General features: G+C 45.8%; 18 protein-coding genes. 2 read left to right on the forward strand and 16 right to left on the reverse strand.

Annotated elements, in window-relative coordinates:
• Nucleotides 1–205: 205 nt before the first annotated feature.
• Entirely contained in the window at nt 206–775 is a 570-nt protein-coding gene (locus tag ACJJIQ_RS14595; RefSeq protein WP_444925669.1) for a tetratricopeptide repeat protein, read from the forward strand.
• 5 nt (nt 776–780) lie between these two features.
• Complete coding sequence (locus ACJJIQ_RS14600) at nt 781–1,125, forward strand: hypothetical protein (protein ID WP_445358834.1); 345 nt, start codon at nt 781–783, stop codon at nt 1,123–1,125.
• 321 nt (nt 1,126–1,446) lie between these two features.
• On the opposite strand, the gene ACJJIQ_RS14605 is transcribed toward ACJJIQ_RS14600, so the two are convergent.
• The 16 genes from ACJJIQ_RS14605 to ACJJIQ_RS14680 all read right to left on the reverse strand — a co-directional run bounded on the left by ACJJIQ_RS14605 (nt 1,447) and on the right by ACJJIQ_RS14680 (nt 21,856).
• Complete coding sequence (locus tag ACJJIQ_RS14605) at nt 1,447–1,632, reverse strand: hypothetical protein (protein WP_445362294.1); 186 nt, start codon at nt 1,630–1,632, stop codon at nt 1,447–1,449.
• Nucleotides 1,633–2,070: 438 nt separating this feature from the next.
• On the reverse strand, nt 2,071–2,916 hold the full coding sequence (locus ACJJIQ_RS14610; protein WP_282933833.1) for an IS3 family transposase: 846 nt from the start codon (nt 2,914–2,916) through the stop codon (nt 2,071–2,073).
• Nucleotides 2,917–2,924: 8 nt separating this feature from the next.
• A complete protein-coding gene (locus ACJJIQ_RS14615) occupies nt 2,925–3,233 on the reverse strand; it encodes a transposase (protein WP_282933834.1) in 309 nt (102 codons plus the stop codon).
• 322 nt (nt 3,234–3,555) lie between these two features.
• Nucleotides 3,556–4,248, reverse strand: coding sequence for a MaoC family dehydratase (locus ACJJIQ_RS14620; protein WP_282933835.1), 693 nt, complete (start codon nt 4,246–4,248; stop codon nt 3,556–3,558).
• Between the two features lie 67 nt (nt 4,249–4,315).
• On the reverse strand, nt 4,316–5,029 hold the full coding sequence (locus ACJJIQ_RS14625; protein WP_172975418.1) for a 4'-phosphopantetheinyl transferase family protein: 714 nt from the start codon (nt 5,027–5,029) through the stop codon (nt 4,316–4,318).
• Between the two features lie 54 nt (nt 5,030–5,083).
• The gene (locus ACJJIQ_RS14630; RefSeq protein ID WP_152454482.1) at nt 5,084–6,271 is read right to left on the reverse strand and encodes a hypothetical protein; all 1,188 of its coding nucleotides are present in this window, start codon (nt 6,269–6,271) and stop codon (nt 5,084–5,086) included.
• A gap of 4 nt (nt 6,272–6,275) precedes the next feature.
• Nucleotides 6,276–7,073 (reverse strand): outer membrane lipoprotein-sorting protein, encoded by a 798-nt coding sequence (locus ACJJIQ_RS14635; RefSeq protein ID WP_152454483.1) that lies wholly within the window; start codon nt 7,071–7,073, stop codon nt 6,276–6,278.
• On the reverse strand, nt 7,063–9,408 hold the full coding sequence (locus ACJJIQ_RS14640; protein WP_152454484.1) for an efflux RND transporter permease subunit: 2,346 nt from the start codon (nt 9,406–9,408) through the stop codon (nt 7,063–7,065). The genes ACJJIQ_RS14635 and ACJJIQ_RS14640 overlap by 11 nt, the downstream gene beginning before the upstream one ends.
• On the reverse strand, nt 9,405–10,472 hold the full coding sequence (locus ACJJIQ_RS14645) for a flavin-containing monooxygenase (RefSeq protein WP_152454485.1): 1,068 nt from the start codon (nt 10,470–10,472) through the stop codon (nt 9,405–9,407). The genes ACJJIQ_RS14640 and ACJJIQ_RS14645 overlap by 4 nt, the downstream gene beginning before the upstream one ends.
• Complete coding sequence (locus ACJJIQ_RS14650) at nt 10,472–10,744, reverse strand: acyl carrier protein (protein ID WP_216646255.1); 273 nt, start codon at nt 10,742–10,744, stop codon at nt 10,472–10,474. Before ACJJIQ_RS14650 ends, ACJJIQ_RS14645 begins: the two co-directional genes overlap by 1 nt.
• 21 nt (nt 10,745–10,765) lie before the next feature.
• Entirely contained in the window at nt 10,766–12,475 is a 1,710-nt protein-coding gene (locus tag ACJJIQ_RS14655) for a fatty acyl-AMP ligase (protein WP_152454486.1), read from the reverse strand.
• A gap of 12 nt (nt 12,476–12,487) precedes the next feature.
• Nucleotides 12,488–13,669, reverse strand: a complete 1,182-nt coding sequence (locus tag ACJJIQ_RS14660; RefSeq protein WP_152454487.1) for a cysteine desulfurase family protein — start codon at nt 13,667–13,669, stop codon at nt 12,488–12,490.
• Nucleotides 13,666–14,046 (reverse strand): iron-sulfur cluster assembly scaffold protein, encoded by a 381-nt coding sequence (locus tag ACJJIQ_RS14665; RefSeq protein WP_152454488.1) that lies wholly within the window; start codon nt 14,044–14,046, stop codon nt 13,666–13,668. Before ACJJIQ_RS14665 ends, ACJJIQ_RS14660 begins: the two co-directional genes overlap by 4 nt.
• Nucleotides 14,047–14,074: 28 nt before the next feature.
• Entirely contained in the window at nt 14,075–15,262 is a 1,188-nt protein-coding gene (locus tag ACJJIQ_RS14670) for a LuxE/PaaK family acyltransferase (RefSeq protein WP_152454489.1), read from the reverse strand.
• 2,387 nt (nt 15,263–17,649) lie between these two features.
• On the reverse strand, nt 17,650–18,267 hold the full coding sequence (locus ACJJIQ_RS14675) for a cation efflux transmembrane domain-containing protein (protein WP_253868658.1): 618 nt from the start codon (nt 18,265–18,267) through the stop codon (nt 17,650–17,652).
• A gap of 457 nt (nt 18,268–18,724) precedes the next feature.
• Nucleotides 18,725–21,856, reverse strand: a complete 3,132-nt coding sequence (locus ACJJIQ_RS14680; protein WP_152454490.1) for an efflux RND transporter permease subunit — start codon at nt 21,854–21,856, stop codon at nt 18,725–18,727.
• Between the last annotated feature and the right edge of the window lies 1 nt (nt 21,857).

Raw genomic sequence — 21,857 nt, forward strand, 5'->3', positions numbered from 1 at the left:
AGAAAAAATTTCATTTTTTATCTAAAAAAGGGAATTGACCCACAAGCCACTACTGAGAAAAAGAACTGCCATAAAAATTTAAAGTAACAACCAAGCAAACATTCAACATCGCTTGGCAAAGTTGCAACCTATTCCTAATAGTTAGAATTGTTATAGATAGAGTATAAGTAGGTATGTACAATGAGAATAAGCACAAAGGAGATTGATGATGTCACAAGAAAATTCCAACCTGGACCCCGAAGAACTACTTCATTGCGCAATGGCAGCAAGCGCTGCAATGCAACATGACAGGGCAATTGACTTATTTAAGCGCAGCATCGAAGGTGAAGCACATCCCGCAAAACACTTAATGCTTGCTGCTGAGTATGCACAAGTTAAGCTGTTTGACCGTGCCATACAGGGAATGAAAAAGGCAATAGAAATGGAACCCCTTTTATGGGTAGCTCATTTTCAGCTAAGCCAAGTTTACTTAGTAAGTCAAAAAATCGCAGAGGCCAGGGAAGTTTGGCAATATTTAGCTAGCAGTCCGGAAGCTCCAGATTATTTTCAACTATTCTCCAGCGGCCTTCTATTAATAACAGAGGAAAAATACCCAGAGGGAATACAGTTACTCGAAAAGGGAAAAGAAAAGAATAATGAAAACCCAGCTTTAAACTCTGATATAGACAAGATAATTCAACTAACCTCCCCATCCGATACAGAGGGCAATACGACTGAAGCCTCAAGCAATATAGTCATGAATGAAATGTTACTTTCCAAATACGGATCAAACTAGCCACCATGAAAATAGAAAATCAACCCATCCCCTTCGCAGCCCCCCCTTCAAAATCAACTGCGACAGAGACAGCTAAAAAGGAAGCCCCCCCCTTCTCTACCGGCAGAGCCTCCGATCTCAAGTCATTAGTGACCGAAAGAATCCAAGGACTTCAAAGAGAAGGGGCCGACATCAAAAGACAACGCGAGGAATTAATCAGGATCATTTTAAATGAAGAGTTTTCACATAGAGTTCCAGGAGGCATGTTAAAAACTATAATTGAATCTGCATTAGAAAACGCAGAAACAAATAATGCTTATAAACAGAAGGTAGAACAGCTATTAAACGAAATAAATCAACAGAAATGCTAACAGAAAAACAAAATAACAAAGCCCCACTTTACAATCTTTATCAAAATCATCATTTATTTTATCTACGCAAAAATAAAAAAGTTTGTAAGCTGAACTCCACAGGAAAAACAAAAATTCACCTACTCTGAATTAGACTACATACCTCACATTTACCCCCTTCGCAGCCTAACAGCCAATAAAGTAATAAATGCCTCGCAATAAAAATGAGAACCATCTCAATTAAAGACCCGCAGCTCTTTCAAGGTGGGAATTATAGAGCCTGGGCGCCACATTAAAAACGCAGAACACCAATTACGGCAAACGGTCACGTAGGAAGACCACTTAAAGAAGTTTGGTTTTGGTTTTACCACAGCGCTCACAGCGATATTCAGTAACCAACTTTCCCTGCTTTACATCAAACTTGCGTTCGGTGACCACTTTCCATTTATGAAAACCTTCCCTGCATAGGGTACTGCCCTTGTGCTTTTGCCAAGCGGTTTTTCTTTTGAAAGGAATAACATCTCCCATTTGTTCTCGCACAATAAAGTTTGAACACTAATTTTATTTTGGAACAATAAAGTTTGAACACTAATCACTTCAAGAGCCTAAATGTACCTTTGGGGTATCAAACAGGTGAGATAAATGAAGAGGTAAGTTGCTTCAAATTACACACACATACCGACAATTTTATCCTAAAAAAAGAAAAAATTAGATATAGCATACCAAAAAAATCTTTATTAAAAAAATTCTTTCTATTTATTTGCTTATTGGTTGGTTACAAATCTAGCGCTCATACCTCATCATTACAAGTGAACCACCCGATCTTTGATGGAATCCATCTAGATTTGTAGCAACGCAGCCACTAATCCTCGGCAATGGAGCGCTCAGTCAGAAAGGTCAGAAATAAAAGAGTTATCTAGGTGGTAAAGACACGTTGGTCTTGCCCACAAAAAGTAGACACTCTAACTATGCGTATTTTCGCTCATACTCTGCTGGACTTACATAGCCCAATGCAGAGTGCCTACGAACTCTATTGTAGAAAATCTCAATGTATTCAAACACCTCAGATTTTGCTTGCTCTTCGCTTTCGAATGTTCCGGCATAGACCAGCTCGACTTTTAGCCTGCTAAAGAATGATTCCATTGCCGCATTATCCCAACAGTTAGCCTGGCGACTCATACTCGGCTTGCACTTGCTTTCGGACAAGAGATCCTGGTATTTCTGCGATCGATATTGCACACCCCTGTCAGAGTGAACTAGCAGTCCAGGCTTTATTGGTCGTCGCTCTAGGGCCATTTTCAATGCTCGACGTGTCAATTCATCGGTCATCTGCGAGTCGAATGCCCAACCTACAATACGTCGAGAGTACAGATCCATAACTACCGCGAGGTATAGCCACCTATCCAGAACCCAGATATACGTAATGTCACTGGTCCAGCGGCAATTTGGTCGATCCACATCAAAGCAACGCTTAAGTAAGTTGGCGGAGACGTTAATGCTCCCCTCTACGGGCTGACTATATCGAAAGCCTTTGCCGTTTCTCGCTTTAATATGTTCCTGTTGCATAAGCTTAGCGACGTAGTTCCGCGAGCATGGCTCACCTAACTCTTGAAGCTCGCAAGCAATTCTAGGCGCGCCATAACGACCTTTAAACTCAACAAACGTCTCTCGGATTTTCTCGATTGTTCGTATCTCTCTAATCGTGCGAGCAGATGGCAATCGCCCCCGCCATCGATAATAACCCGATCTTGAGACTTCTAAACACCGACACATCAAGCTAACCGGGAATGACCCTACATGCTCTTGTATCAATGCGTACTTTACTCTTGGTGGTTCGCAAAGTACGCAGCTGCCTTTTTTAGAAACTCAACCTCCTGACGAGCTTCATGCAGCTCCTTCTTGAGTTTGCGAACTTCAGCGCTTTCCTGTTTGGAATAGTCGACACCGTCTAAACTATTGAACTGCTTATCAGACAGTCGATTAAATTGACGACGCCAGTTGTAGATCTGCTGTGCGCTGACGCCTAGCTCTCGCGCCACAGAAGCCGTTGTTGCTCCAGCCTTTTCCGCTCTCTTAACTGCTTCTCTGCGGAACTCCTCCGTATACGCCTGAGTTCTTTTCTTACCCATGATACACCTCCGTGTTAGGCCTAAACCTAACTATACAGGGTGTCTACTAAACGTGGGTAAGTCTTACGTCTAACGCCGCCCCCAGCTGCATTTCCCTACTTAACCAGGGAAATTAATAAACCCCAGCCCCCATAGCCTCTGAAATTCCCTATCAGATAGCAGGAATACACCTTTCGATAATCACAGATACTCAAGGTTCATATCTCTATCCAGAGATGGCTAATTCTGCGCTCTTGCAAGAGCGATCAATCGAGAATTACTCTCCTCCCAGTTTGCCTATGATAATTAGTAAGTGCCGGGAGGGTGCGCGTGCATTTTGAATTCAGAAGTAAAGTTTCAGCACACTATCCGCAACACAAACCAGGCGACCTGAACCTTCAACCTCTACCTCAATATGATTGATCATTTCCACACTACGCTTCGATGGCACCAGGGACTTTAAAGTCGTACGAGCTCGGATACGATTGCCAGTCTTAACTGGATAAGGAAAACGCACCTGTTCAAGGCCGCAGTTTATAATCATTCTAGCTTCAGGGTAAGGCGGTTTTTCCGGATTGACAGCATCGGTGAGCTCGGGAATTAGCGATAGGACCAAAAAGCCGTGGGCAATTGTGCCTCCAAACGGCGATTCAGCCCTTGCTCGTTCTGGATCAATATGAATCCACTGGCGGTCTCCAGTTACTTCGGCAAAACTGTCAATGCGCGACTGGTCAACTACAATCCAGCGCCCAATATATATCTGCTGACCAATACGTGCTTGCCAGTCTTGGTAGAAAGCGATGGCCTTAGGGTTCTTAATGACTTGTAATTCACGATTGGTAGCAGGATCAACAACCGGCCCAGCTTTCGAAGTCCATGAATTTTTAAGCAAGTTACTGATGTAATAGGACAACTGATGCAGGTGATTATCATGGGTGCTTTTGAGGTCCAAATTGTTAATCCGAGCCCTAAGCAACCTTTCCTTTTCCCTGATGTACTCGAGCACGTCCATCATCTCATCCTGTATTAATGACATTGAAGCAGCGTAACTGGACCTAAAATTAATTTTGTGCGGCAGCTACTTCCAACTCCACGTCTTGTTTCTAAAACGCCTTGCGGCTGAGTAGGTTAAAATGGTTTGTTTCCAATCGACCCAAAGGCGACAACGCCGGCGACTCCATCGCTACACAAAGCCAATAGCGTTGCGCCAACGTGCAAAGGTTAAACCAAAAGCTCCCCATTTCTCTTACCTTACACTCAAGCCACGTGGCTGGTTGCGAGTTAAGCAAAGATACAAGATCAAACTCGATCGTAGAAAAAGGCAGTCGAAGCCCCAAACCACACACTTTGGACACAGACTCTTTAATGCACCAAACCCTTGTTAACAATTCACAGTGAGCAGTGCTTGGGATAGTCATTACCTGGTCATATTGCTCTGGACTAAGTAAATGCCTGAAATTTAGACCTGAGCCCAGTTCACGAGCAAGGGGCTCCAGATCTATACCTGGATCAACGGTAGAGCTAAGCGCAATCGCGACCACACCACTAGCATGAGAAATACTAAATTTTATTGGGGCCACACTTTGGTTTAAAACTCTAGGCCTGCCTTGCTCATCAGGGAAAATTTCCCAATCTGCCGGCAAAATACTTACGCCACTTTTAGCGGATAAAACATAACGCAATAGGTAACGACCAAGCAGAAAATGTAGGCCCGCCGCTCGATTAACAATCCCACTATATCTTTTCTGCTCAGCCTCGCTAACTGTGGTGAAGACAGTTTGCGGATCATGCTCGATTAGAGTTTCAAACTCCTTCACGGTAGCAATCCAAAGACCTATATCCCTGTTAACTCCAGTCTTCATAGGGTCCGCTCAAAAAGAATAATGCAACTTAAACTCGATAAAATCCTCATCCCGTACTGGATACAGCCAAGTATCACTGCGGCCCACATTGAGGAATAAAAACGCCCGAGTTTCGATTCTAAAATAATCGCTCAGACGGTGTTCTAAGCCTAAGTCGAGGTAGTTGCCATGACTATCGAAGTCATAACTTATGACCCCTCGAAATTCGCTGTCACCGGTATCACCGAAGCTAGCTCTAAGGCCGACAAAGAGATCGTTCTGACCTAATGTTTCAGCTTGCTCATCCCTATCGTCGATTAGATATTCGGCGATCAAGGACAGATCTTGCATACTATCCGGTAGCGAATAAATCGGGTGCTCAAGGCCAACGTTTGCAGCAAAGAAACCTTGCTCCAGTTCGCGACCAGTTTTCGCTTCCAACTTCAAGGTCGTGTCGCCGAGGAGATAAAGTGTGTCCAGTAAAAAATTCTCGGTTTCGATGTAAAAGGGAGTCAACATCGTCGCTGAAGGGCTAGGCCTTACCAGTAGTGGCGCCCGCCTAGTGCCTCTGAAGTAACCGATCCCTGTTTCTAAATCACCAGCGTAAAAATGGCCTCGCAGAGCAACATCTCCACCTCTATTCGAGCTTTCAAAAAGTGCCCGGTCCGAAATCGGTAGTCCGAATGACGGGCGCTCTGGAAATTCTCGCTCACGAAAAGTTGGCAGATAGAATATCGATAGTTCGCCGTTATCAAAACGCAGACCTAAAGATGCGAAGGTCTGCCCCATCTTTTCCTTTCCGTCGATAGCTTGGCGCAAGTCAGCCTGATTAAGTACATTGACTATATTCAGAGATTCAGAAACGCCCCAAAAGAAAGTGCTAACACCAAGATTCAGCGATAACTGATCACGGCGCCAGTGAAGGCTGGCTTGGCGGATATCGGCATAACGACGCTCCCCATCCTGCTTATCCCAGCTACCAAACAACCGCAGCTTATAGCCAGTATCACCAATATCCCCCTCAGCATTTGCTTCAATTTCCAGCCCCGGTCCGAAGCGGTAGCTATCATCAATGGCCAGCGACTCCTCTTCTGCAAATATACGAGCCGTGGCCGCGATATCAACAGAATACTTGTCAACCTTGACCTCTGCGAGGACCGGCATAATGGTAAGGCTTAGACACAGCTGCACCCAAAACGCTAAACGCAAGACCCCCATACCCTTAATCCCGGAGTGTATTGCGATGGAAATTCGCAACTGAGAGACCGGTACCAAACTCGATGCGGCTATAGCTTAAGATCGTTACGTTTCCACTCTGCTGATTATGCATAACCACCTCCATGGGCCTCCAATAACGATCGTCGTAGAGGCGAAAATCCCTTGCGGAAAAAGTCTTGAGCAGCGTTTCCTTACGGTCGAAATAGTCTATACGGAAGATACGTCGAGCACTCTGATCAACCCAGACCCGCTGCCGGCTATATGCAGAGTGAGAGTCTTCTGGCACTCGGTCAATTACGTCACAAACCAGGGCACCATCTTCGCATGATTCCTCTCTCACGTAGGTATAGCGGAAATCGTCGACCGCCTTATCAGACAAGTCCTCGAACGAAAACTCACTACCGACGAACGCACCACTCTTATTGCGAGATGAGATCCTCTTAATACGGGAATAGGCAGGCAAATATAACCACTGCTTATCGGTATCCTCTAACTGCGGATGCGTTAGAAGCGCCGTGCCCCGGATATCGGCAGGAAAATTGAAGCGGATTAACGATTTGTCTCCACCCTCGTGACTCTCAAGTGAGCTGATCTGCAGTTCACGTCGAGTTTCATCTCCGGCCCTGTTGCGTAGAATCATCGTCAATTCGGCAACACTGTCGCCGTAACCAAGATCACGGTTATCCACTGCCACTGCGACCTCCCGCCCCTTTCTAACATCGCTAGCAGCGCCTTGAACCGGCAAACCGATTAGGCCACAAAGTATTGTCACTGGAAGGAGGAGACGGTAATCAGTTCGCATTATTTAGTTCCTTGTCGGTACGAAATTGCAGGTTCGACGTACGTGTCCTGCGCATAAAGGTTAGAACCAAGGCCGGTAGTAATATCAAGTCAAACACCAATGCCAACACAATAGACATCCCCGTGAGCATACCCATCTGGGCATTTTTCTCGAACGCCGAGGTCGACAATAGAAGGAAGCCTATCACTAGCAGCATTGAGCTAATCACGATCCCACCCATAGTCTTACTAATGGTTTCGCTTACGCTATCTTCAGGACTGAGCCCCCGCTTTAGACCGTTGACATACTGATAGAGGAAGTGAACTGTATCATCGACGATTATGCCGATCGCCATTGCCGACACCCCAGCCAGCCCCATTGAGATTTGACCATTAACGAGATACCAAAATCCAAATGCTGCCGCGACTGGAAGCAGGTTTGGAACCAAGCTCAATAGACCAATATCGAGTGAGCGGAATACCAGCATCAACGTCAATGAAATCACCACAAACGCTAGCGAGGCACCTTCAAGGAGACTTACAATATTTGATTGACCAATGTGGGAAAAAATCACTGCGGGACTGCTGTGATAGATATCAATGGAGCGAGGTTGGTTTTGCAATAACCACTCTTCGACCCGTTTTTCAAAAGCAATTAAGCCCACCGAGCTTAGATTCTTTAATCGTGCAGTCAGTTTCACCGAGGATTTATTCAAATTCACCTGATGGGTCACATCACGACCAAACGGCAACGACATCTCGTATAGCAGGAACTGCTGTGCAGCGGTAATTGTATCGCCAGGTAACCGGTAAGAGTCCTCATCACCACCATTCATCAAACGGTTAAGATCCTTGATTCGGTGCAGGGGGCTTGCAGTTGTAAAAACTTCTGGCTGCTCATGTAGCCAGTCATCGAATGTATCAAGAAACTGTAAAAACTCTGGCTGAAACATACCGTTCTGCTCTGGTACCGAGAGCGAGTAATCGATTGTATAAATACCAGAAAAGTGGCGATCGATACGTTCAGAATCAGCACGGAAGGGCTGCGACTCATCAAAATAGCGGATTAAATCATCGTTTAATTGATTCAATGGACTGAGTGCAGCGACGCATAGGGACAAAGGTAGCATTAGCCACAATATCCGCTGGCGGTAAGCGATAACCCAGCCTGACAACAAAGCCATGCGATTAATCAGTCGGTTGGCACCTGTTTCCCGCGTTGAAAAACGAATACGCAGCAGAAGCTGTGGTAGAACCGTCAACGACAAAAGTAGCGAGAAGAGCACACCTAAGGCAACTATATTGCCAAGATCTCGAAACGGCGGTGAGTCACTGAAATTCATCGCCAGAAAACCGATAATAGTAGTGACATGGCTCACCGCAATCGGCTTGAGATTGCGCCGGTAGGATTGCAAGACTGCTTCTTCACGAGAAACACCACTGCGTATCTGGCGCTGAATATAGCTGAGGATGTGGATGGCCGACGCTACTATCACCGTGAACATGATGATTGGAGCCGATACTGATGGCGCAGACAATTGAATACCGAGCCAACCAGCTAGACCCAAAGACCCTAGCAGTGCCAACACTACTACCGTCAAAATAGCGCCACCTGCAGCAGGTGATCCGAGAATTAGAGCAGCGCTGACCAGCACAAAAAGGATCATCAACGGTATCAGCGTGATGAAGTCTTTTTTTGCCGCCTGGAAAAAGGCACCGTTCATCTCCACCACACCGGTGACAAAAAAACGATGATCCGGATATTCCATCTTGAATGACTTAATCAATTCATCGACAGCACCGGTAACGGCTAGCACTTCGGCCTTATGGTCTAACCCTGGCAACCGAATGGTCGCATTGATCGCGGTAAATCGTCCGTTCTTACTAACCAAATTGCCAACCAAGTCCCTCTCACTACTAGCGGCAGTTTCAATAAAGGCGATCCTTTGCGGCGTCAATTCGTCAAGCTCGTAGACGAACTCCTCAATCAAAATATCATCGTCTTCAGCAGAGCTATAGGGGAAGTTCGTTAGCGAATCTACTCGAGAGACATGGGCCGTCCGCCACAACGCGCGTGTCATTTCATGTATAAGGCTCAGAGTACGCTGGTTGTAGATGTTGTCATCCACCGGTTCAATCATGATGAACACGTTATCAGTCGTGCTATAAGTATCTTGCATCTGCTCCAAGCGCAGTAGGTCACGATCGTTATCATCGAAGAAAACGCGATAATCACTGGCCAGCCCCATCCGTTTTAGGCCAACAGCCGACATCAATGTGAGCAACAGCACCAGCGCTAATAGCCACTTACTGGCGCCAGAGCGAATGATCCAATCGGTCTTTATATTTTTGTTCAAGGTATTTCTTTCCTTTCGGATAAAAAGGCTCGCAGCGGCACCATTACTCGCTCTACATCCTTCTCAACCCCCATTACCAGCTCCGACGCTCGACAACTAAGCCATTTACGTCCCACTAAGAAAAGCCCAGGCTCTGGAGTCCTTCCATAGTTTTCAATGAAGCCCCTCTCATCGACACAGTGCGGCAACTTTAGCCAGCTCGTTCGGTCGCAATAGCCTGTTGCCCAAATCACTGTATCTATGTCATGCCAACCGACGGAGTCGAAACGGATTTGACGGCCAGAGCACTCCAAAGCACGGCCAACAATCTTTACGCCTTTAGCCTTCAGCCGTCTATTGTTGTATTCACCACAGGGGACAGGGTTACGCTTTTTTAATATCTTCGCGATGAGGCTGTTCTTATCGGCGGAAAGGATACGCAAGCGATCAAGCCACCAAAAAATATCACGTCCGAACAAACGGTTGGGAGGCAGGCCACGTGGGGAACCCGTGGCCAAAAACACATTGCAACGTCCCGCTAGCCGGTCCACGATCTGACGCCCAGTAGCACCATCCCCAATAACGGCAACAGTGTGGCCATCAGAAATGACATCGGTTGAGGCGAGACTACCGTCTAGTTGCTGCACCTCTCCAGCAAGTTGGGAACTTATCGCCGGCACCTGGGGTATCTGATTAGCACCAGTTGCATTGACGATACTGGTGGCGAGCAGAGACGTGCCGTCGGCAAGGTCGACCTGAAAACTGCCGTTCGAAAGGCGATCGAGACCAACAACTTCACAGCCTTCTCGAACCTGAAGATCAAAGTGGCCTGCATAGCTGACCAAATAATCAGCTATTTCTACTGTAGTCGGGAAGCCCTCAGGATCGCCCGGAAAGGCTAGTCCTGGCAGGGCACAGAATTGACGTGAAGTGAATAGCTTCATACCTTCGAGCCGGTTACGCCAAACGTCGCCAATACTATCCCGTTCAAGCAGAAGGTAGTTGAGATCAGCCTGCTGCAGCATTCGTGCGGTGTGAAGACCGAACTGGCCTCCACCGATAACTATGCAATCAAGTCGCGACATCAACTGCGCTCCAAAGCTGTTCTTGAAAAATTCTTTTCGAGATGTGCCACAAGAGCGTTAATCGTTGGGTAGTCGAAGGCTAGCGTCGGATCGATGTCAACAGAGAGGTGGTCCTCCACCATAGTCGATAGCTGGACATGGTCTGCCGAGTCTAGACCTAGACTTGAGAAAGAGGTGTCACTGTGCTTATCAATCGAAAATTCTGGTGTCTTAGCAGCGATAAAATCTGTGATCTGTTCCACCAGGTTTTTCATTCTAAATTCATTCGTCATCTTATATTTCCTATCAACGGTTCATGCGAGCTGCGCCTCTTCGGCTGCAATCAGATCCCTGCAGGCAGTCCTACGAACTTTGCCGCTGGTGGTTTTCGGAATACCGCCAGGCTTGACCAGCAAAAGCTGGTCGAGGGCGACATCATGTGCCAACATCACTGCCTCACGCAGCTCCTGTCGGAGTTCATCGTGGTTTCGGTTAAGAAAGGCGTGGCGGCGAATCTCAACAATGGCTGCCAGTCGGTTTTGGCCATTGCTATCCACAGTGAAAACCGAGGCTCCGTTATTGCCTGCCGCATCAGGATGGTCACTACAGGTACGTTCAATATCGTATGGATAAAGGTTGCGGCCGCGCAGGATTAACATTTCCTTAATCCGCCCGGTGATATACAACTTATTGTCACGGACGAAGCCCATGTCCCCGGTTTTGAGGTAATAATGACCGTCGCAGGGCGATATACGAGCACCGAATTGCTGCTTACTAATCTCAAGGTTGTTAAGATAACCTTGTGCTATTGAGGCACCACTAATCCATATCTCACCAATACAACCCTCATCTGCTAGCCGGCCACTCTCCGGATCAACAACCTTCAAAATCATCCTTGGCGTGATACGACCGCAGCTAACCACTTGACGCCCCTCACCAGTAGATTGCAGTCGACCAGAGTCAAATGCTGCGGGATCGAAAGCCAGGGTTTCAATGCCTACGCCTTTCGGTCCTCCAGAGACAAACAAAGTGGTTTCAGCCATGCCGTAGCAGGGAAAGAAAGCAGTAGAGGAAAAACCGTAAGGCTGGAAACGTTCAGCAAATATCCTCATAGTGTCGGCGCTGACAGGCTCAGAGCCATTCAAAGCCACCTTCCAGCAACTCAGGTCTAATCCCGATAAGTCCTCTCGCTCACCTATGAACTTGATGCAGTGCTCATAGCCAAAATTAGGTGCAGCAGAGCTATGAATTCGATAGTGAGATATCAATTCTAACCACCGGCGTGGACGCTGAACGAACTTCATCGGTGGCATGAAGACGTAGGTACCACCAAGGAACAATGGCTGCAGCATATGGCCTATCAGTCCCATATCGTGGAACTGTGGCAGCCAGCCGCCAGCAATTACACCTTCGCGGTGGCCACACGCCTGCTGGATAGCCAATTGGTTATCGATAATGTTGGCGTGACTTACCATCACACCTTTGGGTAGATCAGTAGAGCCTGAGGTGTACTGAACAAACGCCAACTCATCTGGAGCCGGAAGAGGTAACTCTACATCTTTAGCAGCACCAACCTGCTGCTCATCAATCCAGGCCTGGTCGCCCAAATTAATCGCCGGTAATTCTGCTAATTGCTCAAATAGCTGTTCACGAGTCTCAGCGGTCGTCAGAATGGCTTTGGTCTTTGCATCACCAAGAATACGAACAGTGCGCTCTAATTGCTGAGCATTGCGACTCAGGTTCAGGGGTACAGCAATGACGCCAGCCGCGAGGCAGGCGAGGAAGTTGACCACAAAATCAAGACCAGCAGGGAAAAGCAGAGCAAGCGGCTGGCCTCTATATCCGCGCTCGACTAACAGTCGGGCCCGTTCCAGTACCTGCTGATTCAGTTCACCGTAACTCAGCGATAGAGCACTATCAGGCCCATGAGGCTGGAATACGCAGGCGGTACGGCTAGGCTCATTAACCACGTGTCGGGCGAACTGATCCATGAAGCGCTGAGCTGGAAAAATCTTATCCGTCATGAGCCCAACTCCTCACCCTTTAAAGCTCATGCTTTTGAGCTGTGCCACGCACCGCTGCAATGAATCAACAAAACGATCTATATCATCAAGGCTGGTAAAGCGGCCGAAGCTAATCCTGATCGCACTTTGTATTTCTTCATCACTTAGCCCCATTCCTTGTAATACAGGCGATAGTTGACGGGTCTTGTTGTTACTGCATGCAGAGCCAATCGACACCACAATCCCATCTTTCTTTTCCATTAACAGAGCAAGCGCCTCACCCCGAATGCCTGGAATCGATAGGTTTAAGGTATTGGAAATCGCCCCCTCATAATGACTAGCACCATTGATATGTGTTTCGATAGAGGATTTGCCAAGCTGTTCGATCAAGTGCTGTTTGCACTTCAGACAGTGATGATCCCAGTACTCAAGCTCCCTGCGACATTCGTCAGCAGCCTCACCGAGTCCGGCGATAGCGACCAAATTCTCGGTACCAGAGCGCATTGCCATCTCTTGTCCACCACCATGAATCAAGGGAGATATGCGATCTATATTCTGGATATATAGGCCGCCAATACCCTTGGGACCATAGAATTTGTGTGCGGAAAAAGAAACAAAATCAGCACCTAATGCCTCGACATCAAGAGGCCGCTTACCTACTGCTTGCACTGCGTCGACATGGAACGGAATGCCTCGGGAGCGGGTCAGCCTTGCCACCTGATCCACAGGTTGAATAACGCCGGTTTCATTGTTCGCATACATCATGGAAATCAATCTGGTGTCAGGCCGGATAGCTTCAGCGACAGCCTCAAAACTGACGGCGCCACTCGGTCCCGGCTTCAAGCAGGTGACTTCGAATCCGAATTGGTGGGCGCAGTATCGGATAGTTTCTAGAACTGAAGGGTGCTCAATCGCCGTGGTTAGGATATGGCCGGCCCTACCCAGGTCGTTCATCAGGCTTCCTTTAATAGCCCAGTTATTGGCTTCAGAACCGCCGGAGGTAAAGAAAACTTTTTCCGGCGCGGTACCCAGTAGGCTAGCGACATGGGTCTTTGCTCGCTGGATTAGCTCACGATTACTGGTCGAAGGAAGCGTACGCCCCGATGGATTAGCAAAGAGCCGAAGCGCAGAGGACATAGCCGTAGCTACAGCCTCCGACACCGGGGTTGTGGCGTTGTAGTCGAAGTAACCCTCAATCGAGTGAGCATTTGTCATGGCATCACCTCCCGACAATCTTTGCCAACTAAGCTCAGCAACCTATGATGAAGCTGCTGCAAAATCTCAACACAATGGTGTTGTGATGGCTCTAGTTCACCAAGCATGCCTTCTATTTCGCTACTTGTTCTCCCGGCAAGCTGTTCCGGTGCCAACCCCTCAAGCGAGGCACAGAAAATGTTGGCCGTCGCCACCGAAGTAGCGCAGCCCCAAGCTCTAAAGCGAGCACTGTCAATCAGTCCATTGGTGATGTTGATCTGAACGCGAATCCGATCTCCACATACTGGATTGCCAATTTCATATTCGTAATTGGGTTCGTTGATATCACCGACATGAGCCGGGTCGGAAAAGTTGTCAATGATGATGTCGTTGTACATGTTGTAGCTCCATCTTGGACAGCTGTAATTAGGCGACGACTGGACAACTGCCGCTAGCAGCCTGCTCTGCGTCCAAATCTTCAAGCCGCTTATCTAAATTAACCGCACAGCAACCAAATTCTTTTGACTCAGGTAGGCGCATTACATACTGCATGCGTTGACCACTTCTTCCCGAACGACTCGCTTCAGGCAACAGTCGCACCAAGTCCTCAGTAAGCATGAAACCAGGCGTCGAACGTGCGAGAGGGTCAAGAATTGCCAATTGGCCGGTCTGGCCCGGTTCGACCTCTCGATCTAGTTGTTTGGGGTCTCTTACCGAGAAATGAACGAAGGGGGAGACATGCTTGATTCCATACTCATCGTCAATAGCAATGACATTGGATTCAACCAAGGCGTAGATGTCACGGATCTGGCTCTCTTCAACGCCCAAGTACTCGATACATTCACTGTTGAATTCTGCACGTGACAACATCTGGCCTGAGAAGCGCTTCCACCCCCCAAGAGTGATGATGTAACTACTCTTATCGAGTTTAATTCGGGTGTTGGTAGCTTTGAGGTAGCTGATAAAACGATTGATCAGGAATGGAGGACCAATCAAATGGCGACTGAATTTATCATTCCAATCCTCAAGCTGTTCTAAGGCCTCTTCGGGCTTAAAAGATTCTTGCCGAACCATGAATCTATGAGTGTCCAGCAGACCTGCGAGCATATTGAGGGCCTTGATCATGCCCATTTCAGGAATTTCCTCGGTTGAGGGGCAAAGATAAAGGCCGGCACCTTTGGAGATCTTTAGGAATTCGCGATACATCGAGTAAATCCCCAGCACCGCATTGTCAACGGTGTCCGCGCAGCGGCGCGAAACGCTGGGAATACCAGAGGTACCTGTGCTTCGCATTTCTAGCTCTACATCACGTAGGCTGACTGAAAGTAACTTATGGCTATCGTTTGATTTAAAAAGCTCAATGGGAATCAGAGGTATTTTGATCAGGTCAGCTGGAGTTGAGATCATATCCGGTGTCACTCCTTTGCTATCGCAAGCGGAGCGGAAAAAAGCATTGTTCTCATAGTGATAAGCGAATGCCTCATGGATCAAGCCTGTCTTGAAATCCAGTAAGTTATCCTCTGTCATCGAATAGAGTTCCGCCACAGATGACAGTGCCACCTTTAAAGGGTCTAACCCGTTTTCCTTGAGTATGTTTTGTAACTGTATCGACATTTCAATCTCCATTTTTAAAGTCAAATAAGACACGGCCTCAATCGTCTATGCGGAGGCATTTAGGCTATTTTTTTACTGTTTTAATCAAGCTGATATATATCAAAAAACTTAACAAAAACCTCAAAGCTTGAATTAAGAATGGTTTAAACATCAGAGAATTTAGAACTCGACTGAAAGACCCATCCGGGAATCATGCCGGGTAAACCTGCCGGGTAAATCTGCCGGGTAAATCTGCCGGGTAAATCTTTGACCACCATCAAGAGTCTCTACTTATCGATTCTATTTATTATTTTCCGAGAGAAATATTAAACACATTAGAAATTTTAACAATCACTTCAAAGTAATTTTCTTTATTTTTTTATTTTTCTTGCCGCGTAGTATGGTTTTTTTTTTGCTACATGACCAGCCCCTCTCACTTACACCCACTTACAATCTTACCCCTTCAAATTACCTCTAAAAATTAGCCAGAACAATCGGTCCGCCAATCACATAAAAATCATCTTGCGATCATGAACTCACAACAAAACGAACAGGCTTTATACATATTTTTTTTACTATTGAAGCTTGCACTCACACCTGAACTCCGACTCCCAACGGGAAACCCAAGAAAGCACCTTGCCGCCAATTACAGCAAATTACAGCTTATATTTTGGTAACATATTGTGACCAGCCAATTAACAAATATAAACTATTTGATGACAAGCTTAATAGAATTAATTCAATCTTAGGGGTAGAGTAAATTCGCACAAATATTCAAGCTTACATTGTCGTTTTTCCTCAATCTTTAATCTCCCTGCTATTTTTCAGCAGAAAATTCGTATTTTTAAGTAAAGATTGATACATCACATTCATATAAACCACACCACAATTAACAACACGCCCCGCAACACCAAGTAATTTATTGGATATTTTTTTATTACAACGATCTACTTTAAGGAGAATAGTACCAAGTAAGGCGCAACTGTACTTCCACCTCCTTTTCTTTTACCTACACCAACTAAACGCCATTAATTCTCATGACTAAAATAGAAAACTCAGTCTCATTTATGACAACCATCCATAATAATCTATTTATTACTCTTTATTTTTTAACTATCAATAAAAAATTATCCACATTATCTTTGCGAGATTCCCTATTGCACAATTAAAACCACAGAAACAATGGCCATTTTCAACACACAAAAAACCAGAATACCGCTTTAGACATCCCTCAGAAATACCCAATCGTGCTTACACATTTTATTACCATGGGAAAATATCTATTCAGCAGGCACTTTAGAAGCATCCACCAAACTAAAAATGCTGAAAGCTGAGCACCAGGGATAGATTTACCTACATCCGCCGATGAACTGAAAAACATTATCTTTGCCGGCCAGCTTAAAGAAGCACTACAAAATCGGCTTCAATTATAAAGCGCATACCAAACCTCGTAGATGTGGCTGAAGATAAGATCTGATTTCTAGCTAACTTTAGGAGTACTTTGCAAAATGAGAGAGCATACGGCACACGCAATCTACGTAACATTTTCTTATTTCATCTAGCAATGGCGATATTTAGTATCAAAAGAAACAGAACACCTTCCTAGTACCTCCGAGCCACCTCCCAATTAAGCCCCATACTTCACCCTAACTTAGTGTTAAATTATTAAACTCAACTTTCCCACCAAAAGTATCCACTAGACCGGAAGTTATGAAGAGTATAAATTTTTACAGGCACAGAACCACACACTTAATTGAAAATCGTTATCATTACCAATATTACCTATAGAATATGAGCGACAGAGAACTTTCTGAAACATCTAACTCGATGAAACAGCTGCTCGACAATTATTTGCCATACGGCTTTAAGACTGAAGAGATATAGATCAAATCACCGATCTAAAGCATTGCACCATACTTTGCCATGAAGCTCACCTAGTAGACATTAATGTCGCGGCTCAATATTCTTTTCAACAGAAGGTACGTATCAATTTTTAGTTACAGTCGGCTAAAAATTTAGAGCTATAAAAAAAACACTTGAGGACTTCTTAGGCTTTTATGCCCCAATGAAAGATATTCAACACCTAACAATACTTCGACTAGATCCTTTGGAGGCTGTAAGGGAATATTCGGCAGCATATAATAATAAAATTTCTGCCTAGACCATCTAGGTCAAAGGTGAAAAAAGTGCGTCATGTCATAACGCATTAAAATGGATGCACAAAACTGCTCTATGAGAGAAAAGCACTCATAAGTTCGCCAACTCAAACCTTAAGGGATCATTGCATCTTTTGCTCTCAGAAATTAGTGACAAGCATCTTCAGGTAAGACTCCCATTGATCTACAAACTATTTTAGACAAGCCACTAAGAAGTTGATATTACTCATACTATTAAAACCTTAAGGTCACTTAGGATATTTTGGCTTTTCGAGTGGACTCCCTCGCCTCTTTAAGAATCAAAAAACCACCTCGAGTGACAACAGCCGAAATTATTAAGCCTATAGCAAGATCAGGAAAACGACTATCGATTACCGCCACTAGTAGTCCTGACACAATCACTCCTAAATTTGCGACAACATCATTGGCTGAAAAAATCCAAGCGGCTCTCATATGTACACCCCCTTCCCTATACTTTGATATTATTAGGAGGCAAACAACATTTGCTAACAAGGCAGAGGCCCCTATTGATATCATTAGTATACTTTCTGGCTCGCTTCCAAAAAGTGATCTCCTACAAACCTCATACAACACCCACAATCCCAATATAATTTGAATTATTCCACTGACATTAGCTGCCTTAGCTTGATATATAACCCCTCTACCTACAACAAATAAAGAGATCCCATACACAGCAGCATCAGCCAACATATCTAGAGAGTCAGCAATCAGTCCTGTTGACTGAGCAAACCATCCAAGAATTAATTCAAACACAAACATAATTGCGTTGATCACTAGCAGCACCATTAAAGTGCTTCTCTCTAATTTATCTGCTTGCTCTACACCGCAACCACATTCAGACATATTCATGCCCTCTCTAAACAGAACTCCACTTAGGGATATTTATGTTTTAAACATCAACAATTACTTACTTCAAATTCTCTCTCGAGGCTAGATCCTGTCTTTCTTTAAAAATTCAGATCATATTTATTAGTCAACCTCATGAGAAGTCAAATTACAATTCACTAAAATCAGAGATCAAGGGCACCAGCACTTCCGCCCACTCAATTTAGGACCTATAAAGGTTGGCATTGAACTAGAATAAAAATCTGCAAGCAGTAAACTCATACTAAACCTACACACTAAAAACCCGTCACTCCATTGAGGCAATAGAAACATCTATTATTTTCTATTTATCTTATATAAATATCAAGCGCATCCATTTCTTTCATGCTCAAAAATGAACCAACAAACACTTAAATATTTTCATTAAAATTTTGCTCACCCCTACCTAAATATAAGCAAAGGTGAGCATCATAAATTATGTTTATATTTTCAATATACCTTCTCTTCCATGCACTATCCGATAAAGCAATGGCAGTACAAACAAGGTTAGGAGAGTAGAAGAAATTATGCCTCCAATTACCACCGTAGCTAGTGGTCTTTGAACCTCTGCTCCAGTACCTACATTCAAAGCCATAGGAACAAAACCGAGACTTGCAACCAACGCAGTCATCAATACTGGACGCAGGCGGATCATAGCACCATCGATAATGGATGTGAGCAACTCACCACCTTGCTGACGAAGTTGTCGGATGAAGGAGAGCATTACCAAACCGTTTAACACCGCCACACCAGATAGTGCAATAAATCCTACTCCAGCAGAAATAGATAAAGGCATATCGCGCAACCATAGGGACAAGACACCTCCAGTAAGCGCCAGGGGTACTCCACTGAAAATAATTAAGGCATCCTTGAATGAACCAAAGGCCATCACCAGAAGTCCCAGAATTACCAATAGTGTCAGTGGAACCACTATTGAGAGGCGAGTACTGGCGGATTCCAATTGCTCGAAAGTGCCGCCGTATACTAGCCAGTAACCTGCAGGCAAAGAGACCTGCTGATCAATACGGCTCTTCGCCTCTTCAACAAAGGACCCCAAATCACGGTCGCGGACGTTGGCAGTTACCACAACACGGCGCTTACCATTTTCCCGGCTGATCTGGTTGGGGGCAGGGGTCATTTCCAAGTTAGCAACTTCTGACAAGGGCACATAGCTACCCAATGGGCTACCAGTAGGTAACGGAACAGGTAAATCCCCAAGGTTCTCATAGTCTCGTCGCAAGCCTTCCGGCAGACGCACTACCAGATGAAAACGGCGATCGCCTTCGTAAATCAATCCAGCCTCTTCACCTCCAATAGCCGCTGAAACCAAATCTTGCAAGGTTTGCAGATCTATTCCATAGCGGGCGAGTGCGATTCGATTCGGCACTATTGATAGAATCGGTAGACCCTCCACTTGTTCTACACGAGCATCAGCAACACCCTCAATTCCATTTAGCACACCGAGAATTTCATTTGAAGAAGCCACCAGCTGATCCAGATCATCACCGAATACTTTAATACCCAGGTCTGCACGTACGCCGGAAATTAGTTCATTAAAGCGCATTTGGATTGGTTGGGTGAACTCGTAGTTATTTCCCGGTAACTGACGCACAGCTTCTTCGATTTCAGCAACCAATTGTTCCTGGGGCAGTTTCGGATCGGGCCATTGGTCACGGGGCTTCAGGATCACAAAATTGTCGGCTACATTTGGCGGCATTGGGTCTGTTGCTACTTCTGGTGTACCAATTTTTGCGAATACTTTATCTACTTGAGGAAACTCCTTAATACGCTGCTCCAACAAGCTTTGCATTTCTACAGATTGCTCTAAACCGGTACCAGGAATACGCAGGGCGTGTAAAGCGATATCACCCTCATTGAGCTGAGGAATAAATTCAGAACCCAGTGTTGTTGCAAGCCAGCTGCAGAACAGTACTAATGCAAGAGCCCCAGAAAGTACTAACCAGCGCACTTTCATTGCAGCAATCAACAGTGGTTTATATAAAGATTTGGTCGCAACAATAACTTTGTTTTCATTTTCACTGATTTTACCTGTCAGGAAAACAGCAACTGCTGCAGGCACAACGGTCAATGAAAGCACCAGTGCAGCGAGTAAAGCCATCACTACAGTGGCAGCCATGGGGTGGAACATCTTCCCTTCCACACCTGTAAGCGAAAATAGAGGGATATACACCACGGTAATGATCAAAACACCAAACAAACTTGGGCGAATCACTTCGTTGGTAGCTTGGAATACTAGCTCCAAACGCTCTTGTAGGGGCAGCTTGCCTCCGTTGCGATGCTGGGCTTCGGCAAGTCGGCGAATCGCGTTCTCCACAATTATCACGGCCCCATCGACAATCAGGCCAAAGTCAAGGGCTCCGAGACTCATCAGATTGGCGGAAACACCCGTTTGCACCATGCCGAAAATGGTGGCAAGCATGGAAAGCGGGATTACCGCTGCAGTAATAAAGGCGGCTCGAATATTTCCCAGCAACAAGAACAATACCACGATAACCAGCAGCGCACCCTCAACAAGGTTTTTTTGCACTGTAGCGATAGCTTTATCTACCAGAGTGGTCCGATCATAAACCGCCTCTACCTTAATACCTTCAGGTACGGTTGATTTTATTCGCTTTAAGGCTTCCGCTACACTTCGAGCTACCTCCCGGGAGTTTTCCCCTACCAGCATCATAGCTGTGCCCAATACGGTCTCTTCACCATCGCGAGTGGCAGCACCGGTGCGAAGCTCTTTTCCAATAGCTACTTCGGCTACATCCGAAATTTTAACCGGCACCCCGGCGCGACTGGTAATTACCACATCCTCAATTTCGGCAATATTTCGCAACTGCCCTGGTGAACGCACCAGAAGTTGCCGTCCATTCCCCTCCAAGTAACCAGCGCCGCGACTTTCGTTATTGCGGCTCAGCGCTAGAGCGATATCTTCCATGGATACGCCAAAGTTAAGCATCTGTCGAGGTTCGGGTGTTACGTGATACTGCTTGTTATAGCCACCGATGGTATTAACTTCAGTAACTCCGGGGACTAAGGATAATTGCGGTTTTATAATCCAATCTTGAATTTCCCTCAGTGAAGTGGCGTCGTAAGGCTGCCCATTGGGCTGGGTGGCGCCAGGCAGAGCCTCCACTGTGTACATAAAAATCTCACCGAGTCCGGTAGCAATGGGACCCATTTCAGGCTCTAACTCCGGAGGCAAATGACTTTTAATACTACTGAGACGGCTATTAATTAAGTTCCGAGCAAAATAGAGATCTGTACCCTCTTTAAAAACAACAGTGACCTGGGACAAACCGTAGCGAGAGAGCGAACGGGTATATTCTAAATTAGGCAAGCCGGCGAGTGCCGCCTCCACAGTGTAAGTAATCCGCTGCTCCGCCTCTAAAGGTGAATAACCAGGAGCCTCGGTATTAATCTGTACCTGAACATTGGTGATATCGGGAACCGCATCAATTGGAAGTCTCTGATAACTCCAAACCCCCAGGCCCACCAATACAAAGATCAGGGACAGTACGAAGTAGCGCCGCTCAATTGAGAAGCGCAGTATACTTTCAATCATC

The sequence above is a fragment of the Microbulbifer maximicatervae (SeqCode) genome, from assembly GCF_052468295.1.

Excerpts from the sequence above, each read along its gene's own strand:
- ACJJIQ_RS14665 (WP_152454488.1), bottom strand. The coding sequence starts at position 14,046 with ATGTACAACGACATCATCATTGACAACTTTTCCGACCCGGCTCATGTC.
- ACJJIQ_RS14600 (WP_445358834.1), top strand. The coding sequence starts at position 781 with ATGAAAATAGAAAATCAACCCATCCCCTTCGCAGCCCCCCCTTCAAAA.
- ACJJIQ_RS14645 (WP_152454485.1), bottom strand. The coding sequence starts at position 10,472 with ATGTCGCGACTTGATTGCATAGTTATCGGTGGAGGCCAGTTCGGTCTT.
- ACJJIQ_RS14680 (WP_152454490.1), bottom strand. The coding sequence starts at position 21,856 with ATGATTGAAAGTATACTGCGCTTCTCAATTGAGCGGCGCTACTTCGTA.
- ACJJIQ_RS14670 (WP_152454489.1), bottom strand. The coding sequence starts at position 15,262 with ATGTCGATACAGTTACAAAACATACTCAAGGAAAACGGGTTAGACCCT.
- ACJJIQ_RS14615 (WP_282933834.1), bottom strand. The coding sequence starts at position 3,233 with ATGGGTAAGAAAAGAACTCAGGCGTATACGGAGGAGTTCCGCAGAGAA.
- ACJJIQ_RS14630 (WP_152454482.1), bottom strand. The coding sequence starts at position 6,271 with ATGGGGGTCTTGCGTTTAGCGTTTTGGGTGCAGCTGTGTCTAAGCCTT.
- ACJJIQ_RS14655 (WP_152454486.1), bottom strand. The coding sequence starts at position 12,475 with ATGACGGATAAGATTTTTCCAGCTCAGCGCTTCATGGATCAGTTCGCC.
- ACJJIQ_RS14660 (WP_152454487.1), bottom strand. The coding sequence starts at position 13,669 with ATGACAAATGCTCACTCGATTGAGGGTTACTTCGACTACAACGCCACA.
- ACJJIQ_RS14635 (WP_152454483.1), bottom strand. The coding sequence starts at position 7,073 with ATGCGAACTGATTACCGTCTCCTCCTTCCAGTGACAATACTTTGTGGC.
- ACJJIQ_RS14620 (WP_282933835.1), bottom strand. The coding sequence starts at position 4,248 with ATGTCATTAATACAGGATGAGATGATGGACGTGCTCGAGTACATCAGG.
- ACJJIQ_RS14595 (WP_444925669.1), top strand. The coding sequence starts at position 206 with ATGATGTCACAAGAAAATTCCAACCTGGACCCCGAAGAACTACTTCAT.
- ACJJIQ_RS14675 (WP_253868658.1), bottom strand. The coding sequence starts at position 18,267 with ATGAATATGTCTGAATGTGGTTGCGGTGTAGAGCAAGCAGATAAATTA.
- ACJJIQ_RS14605 (WP_445362294.1), bottom strand. The coding sequence starts at position 1,632 with ATGGGAGATGTTATTCCTTTCAAAAGAAAAACCGCTTGGCAAAAGCAC.
- ACJJIQ_RS14650 (WP_216646255.1), bottom strand. The coding sequence starts at position 10,744 with ATGACGAATGAATTTAGAATGAAAAACCTGGTGGAACAGATCACAGAT.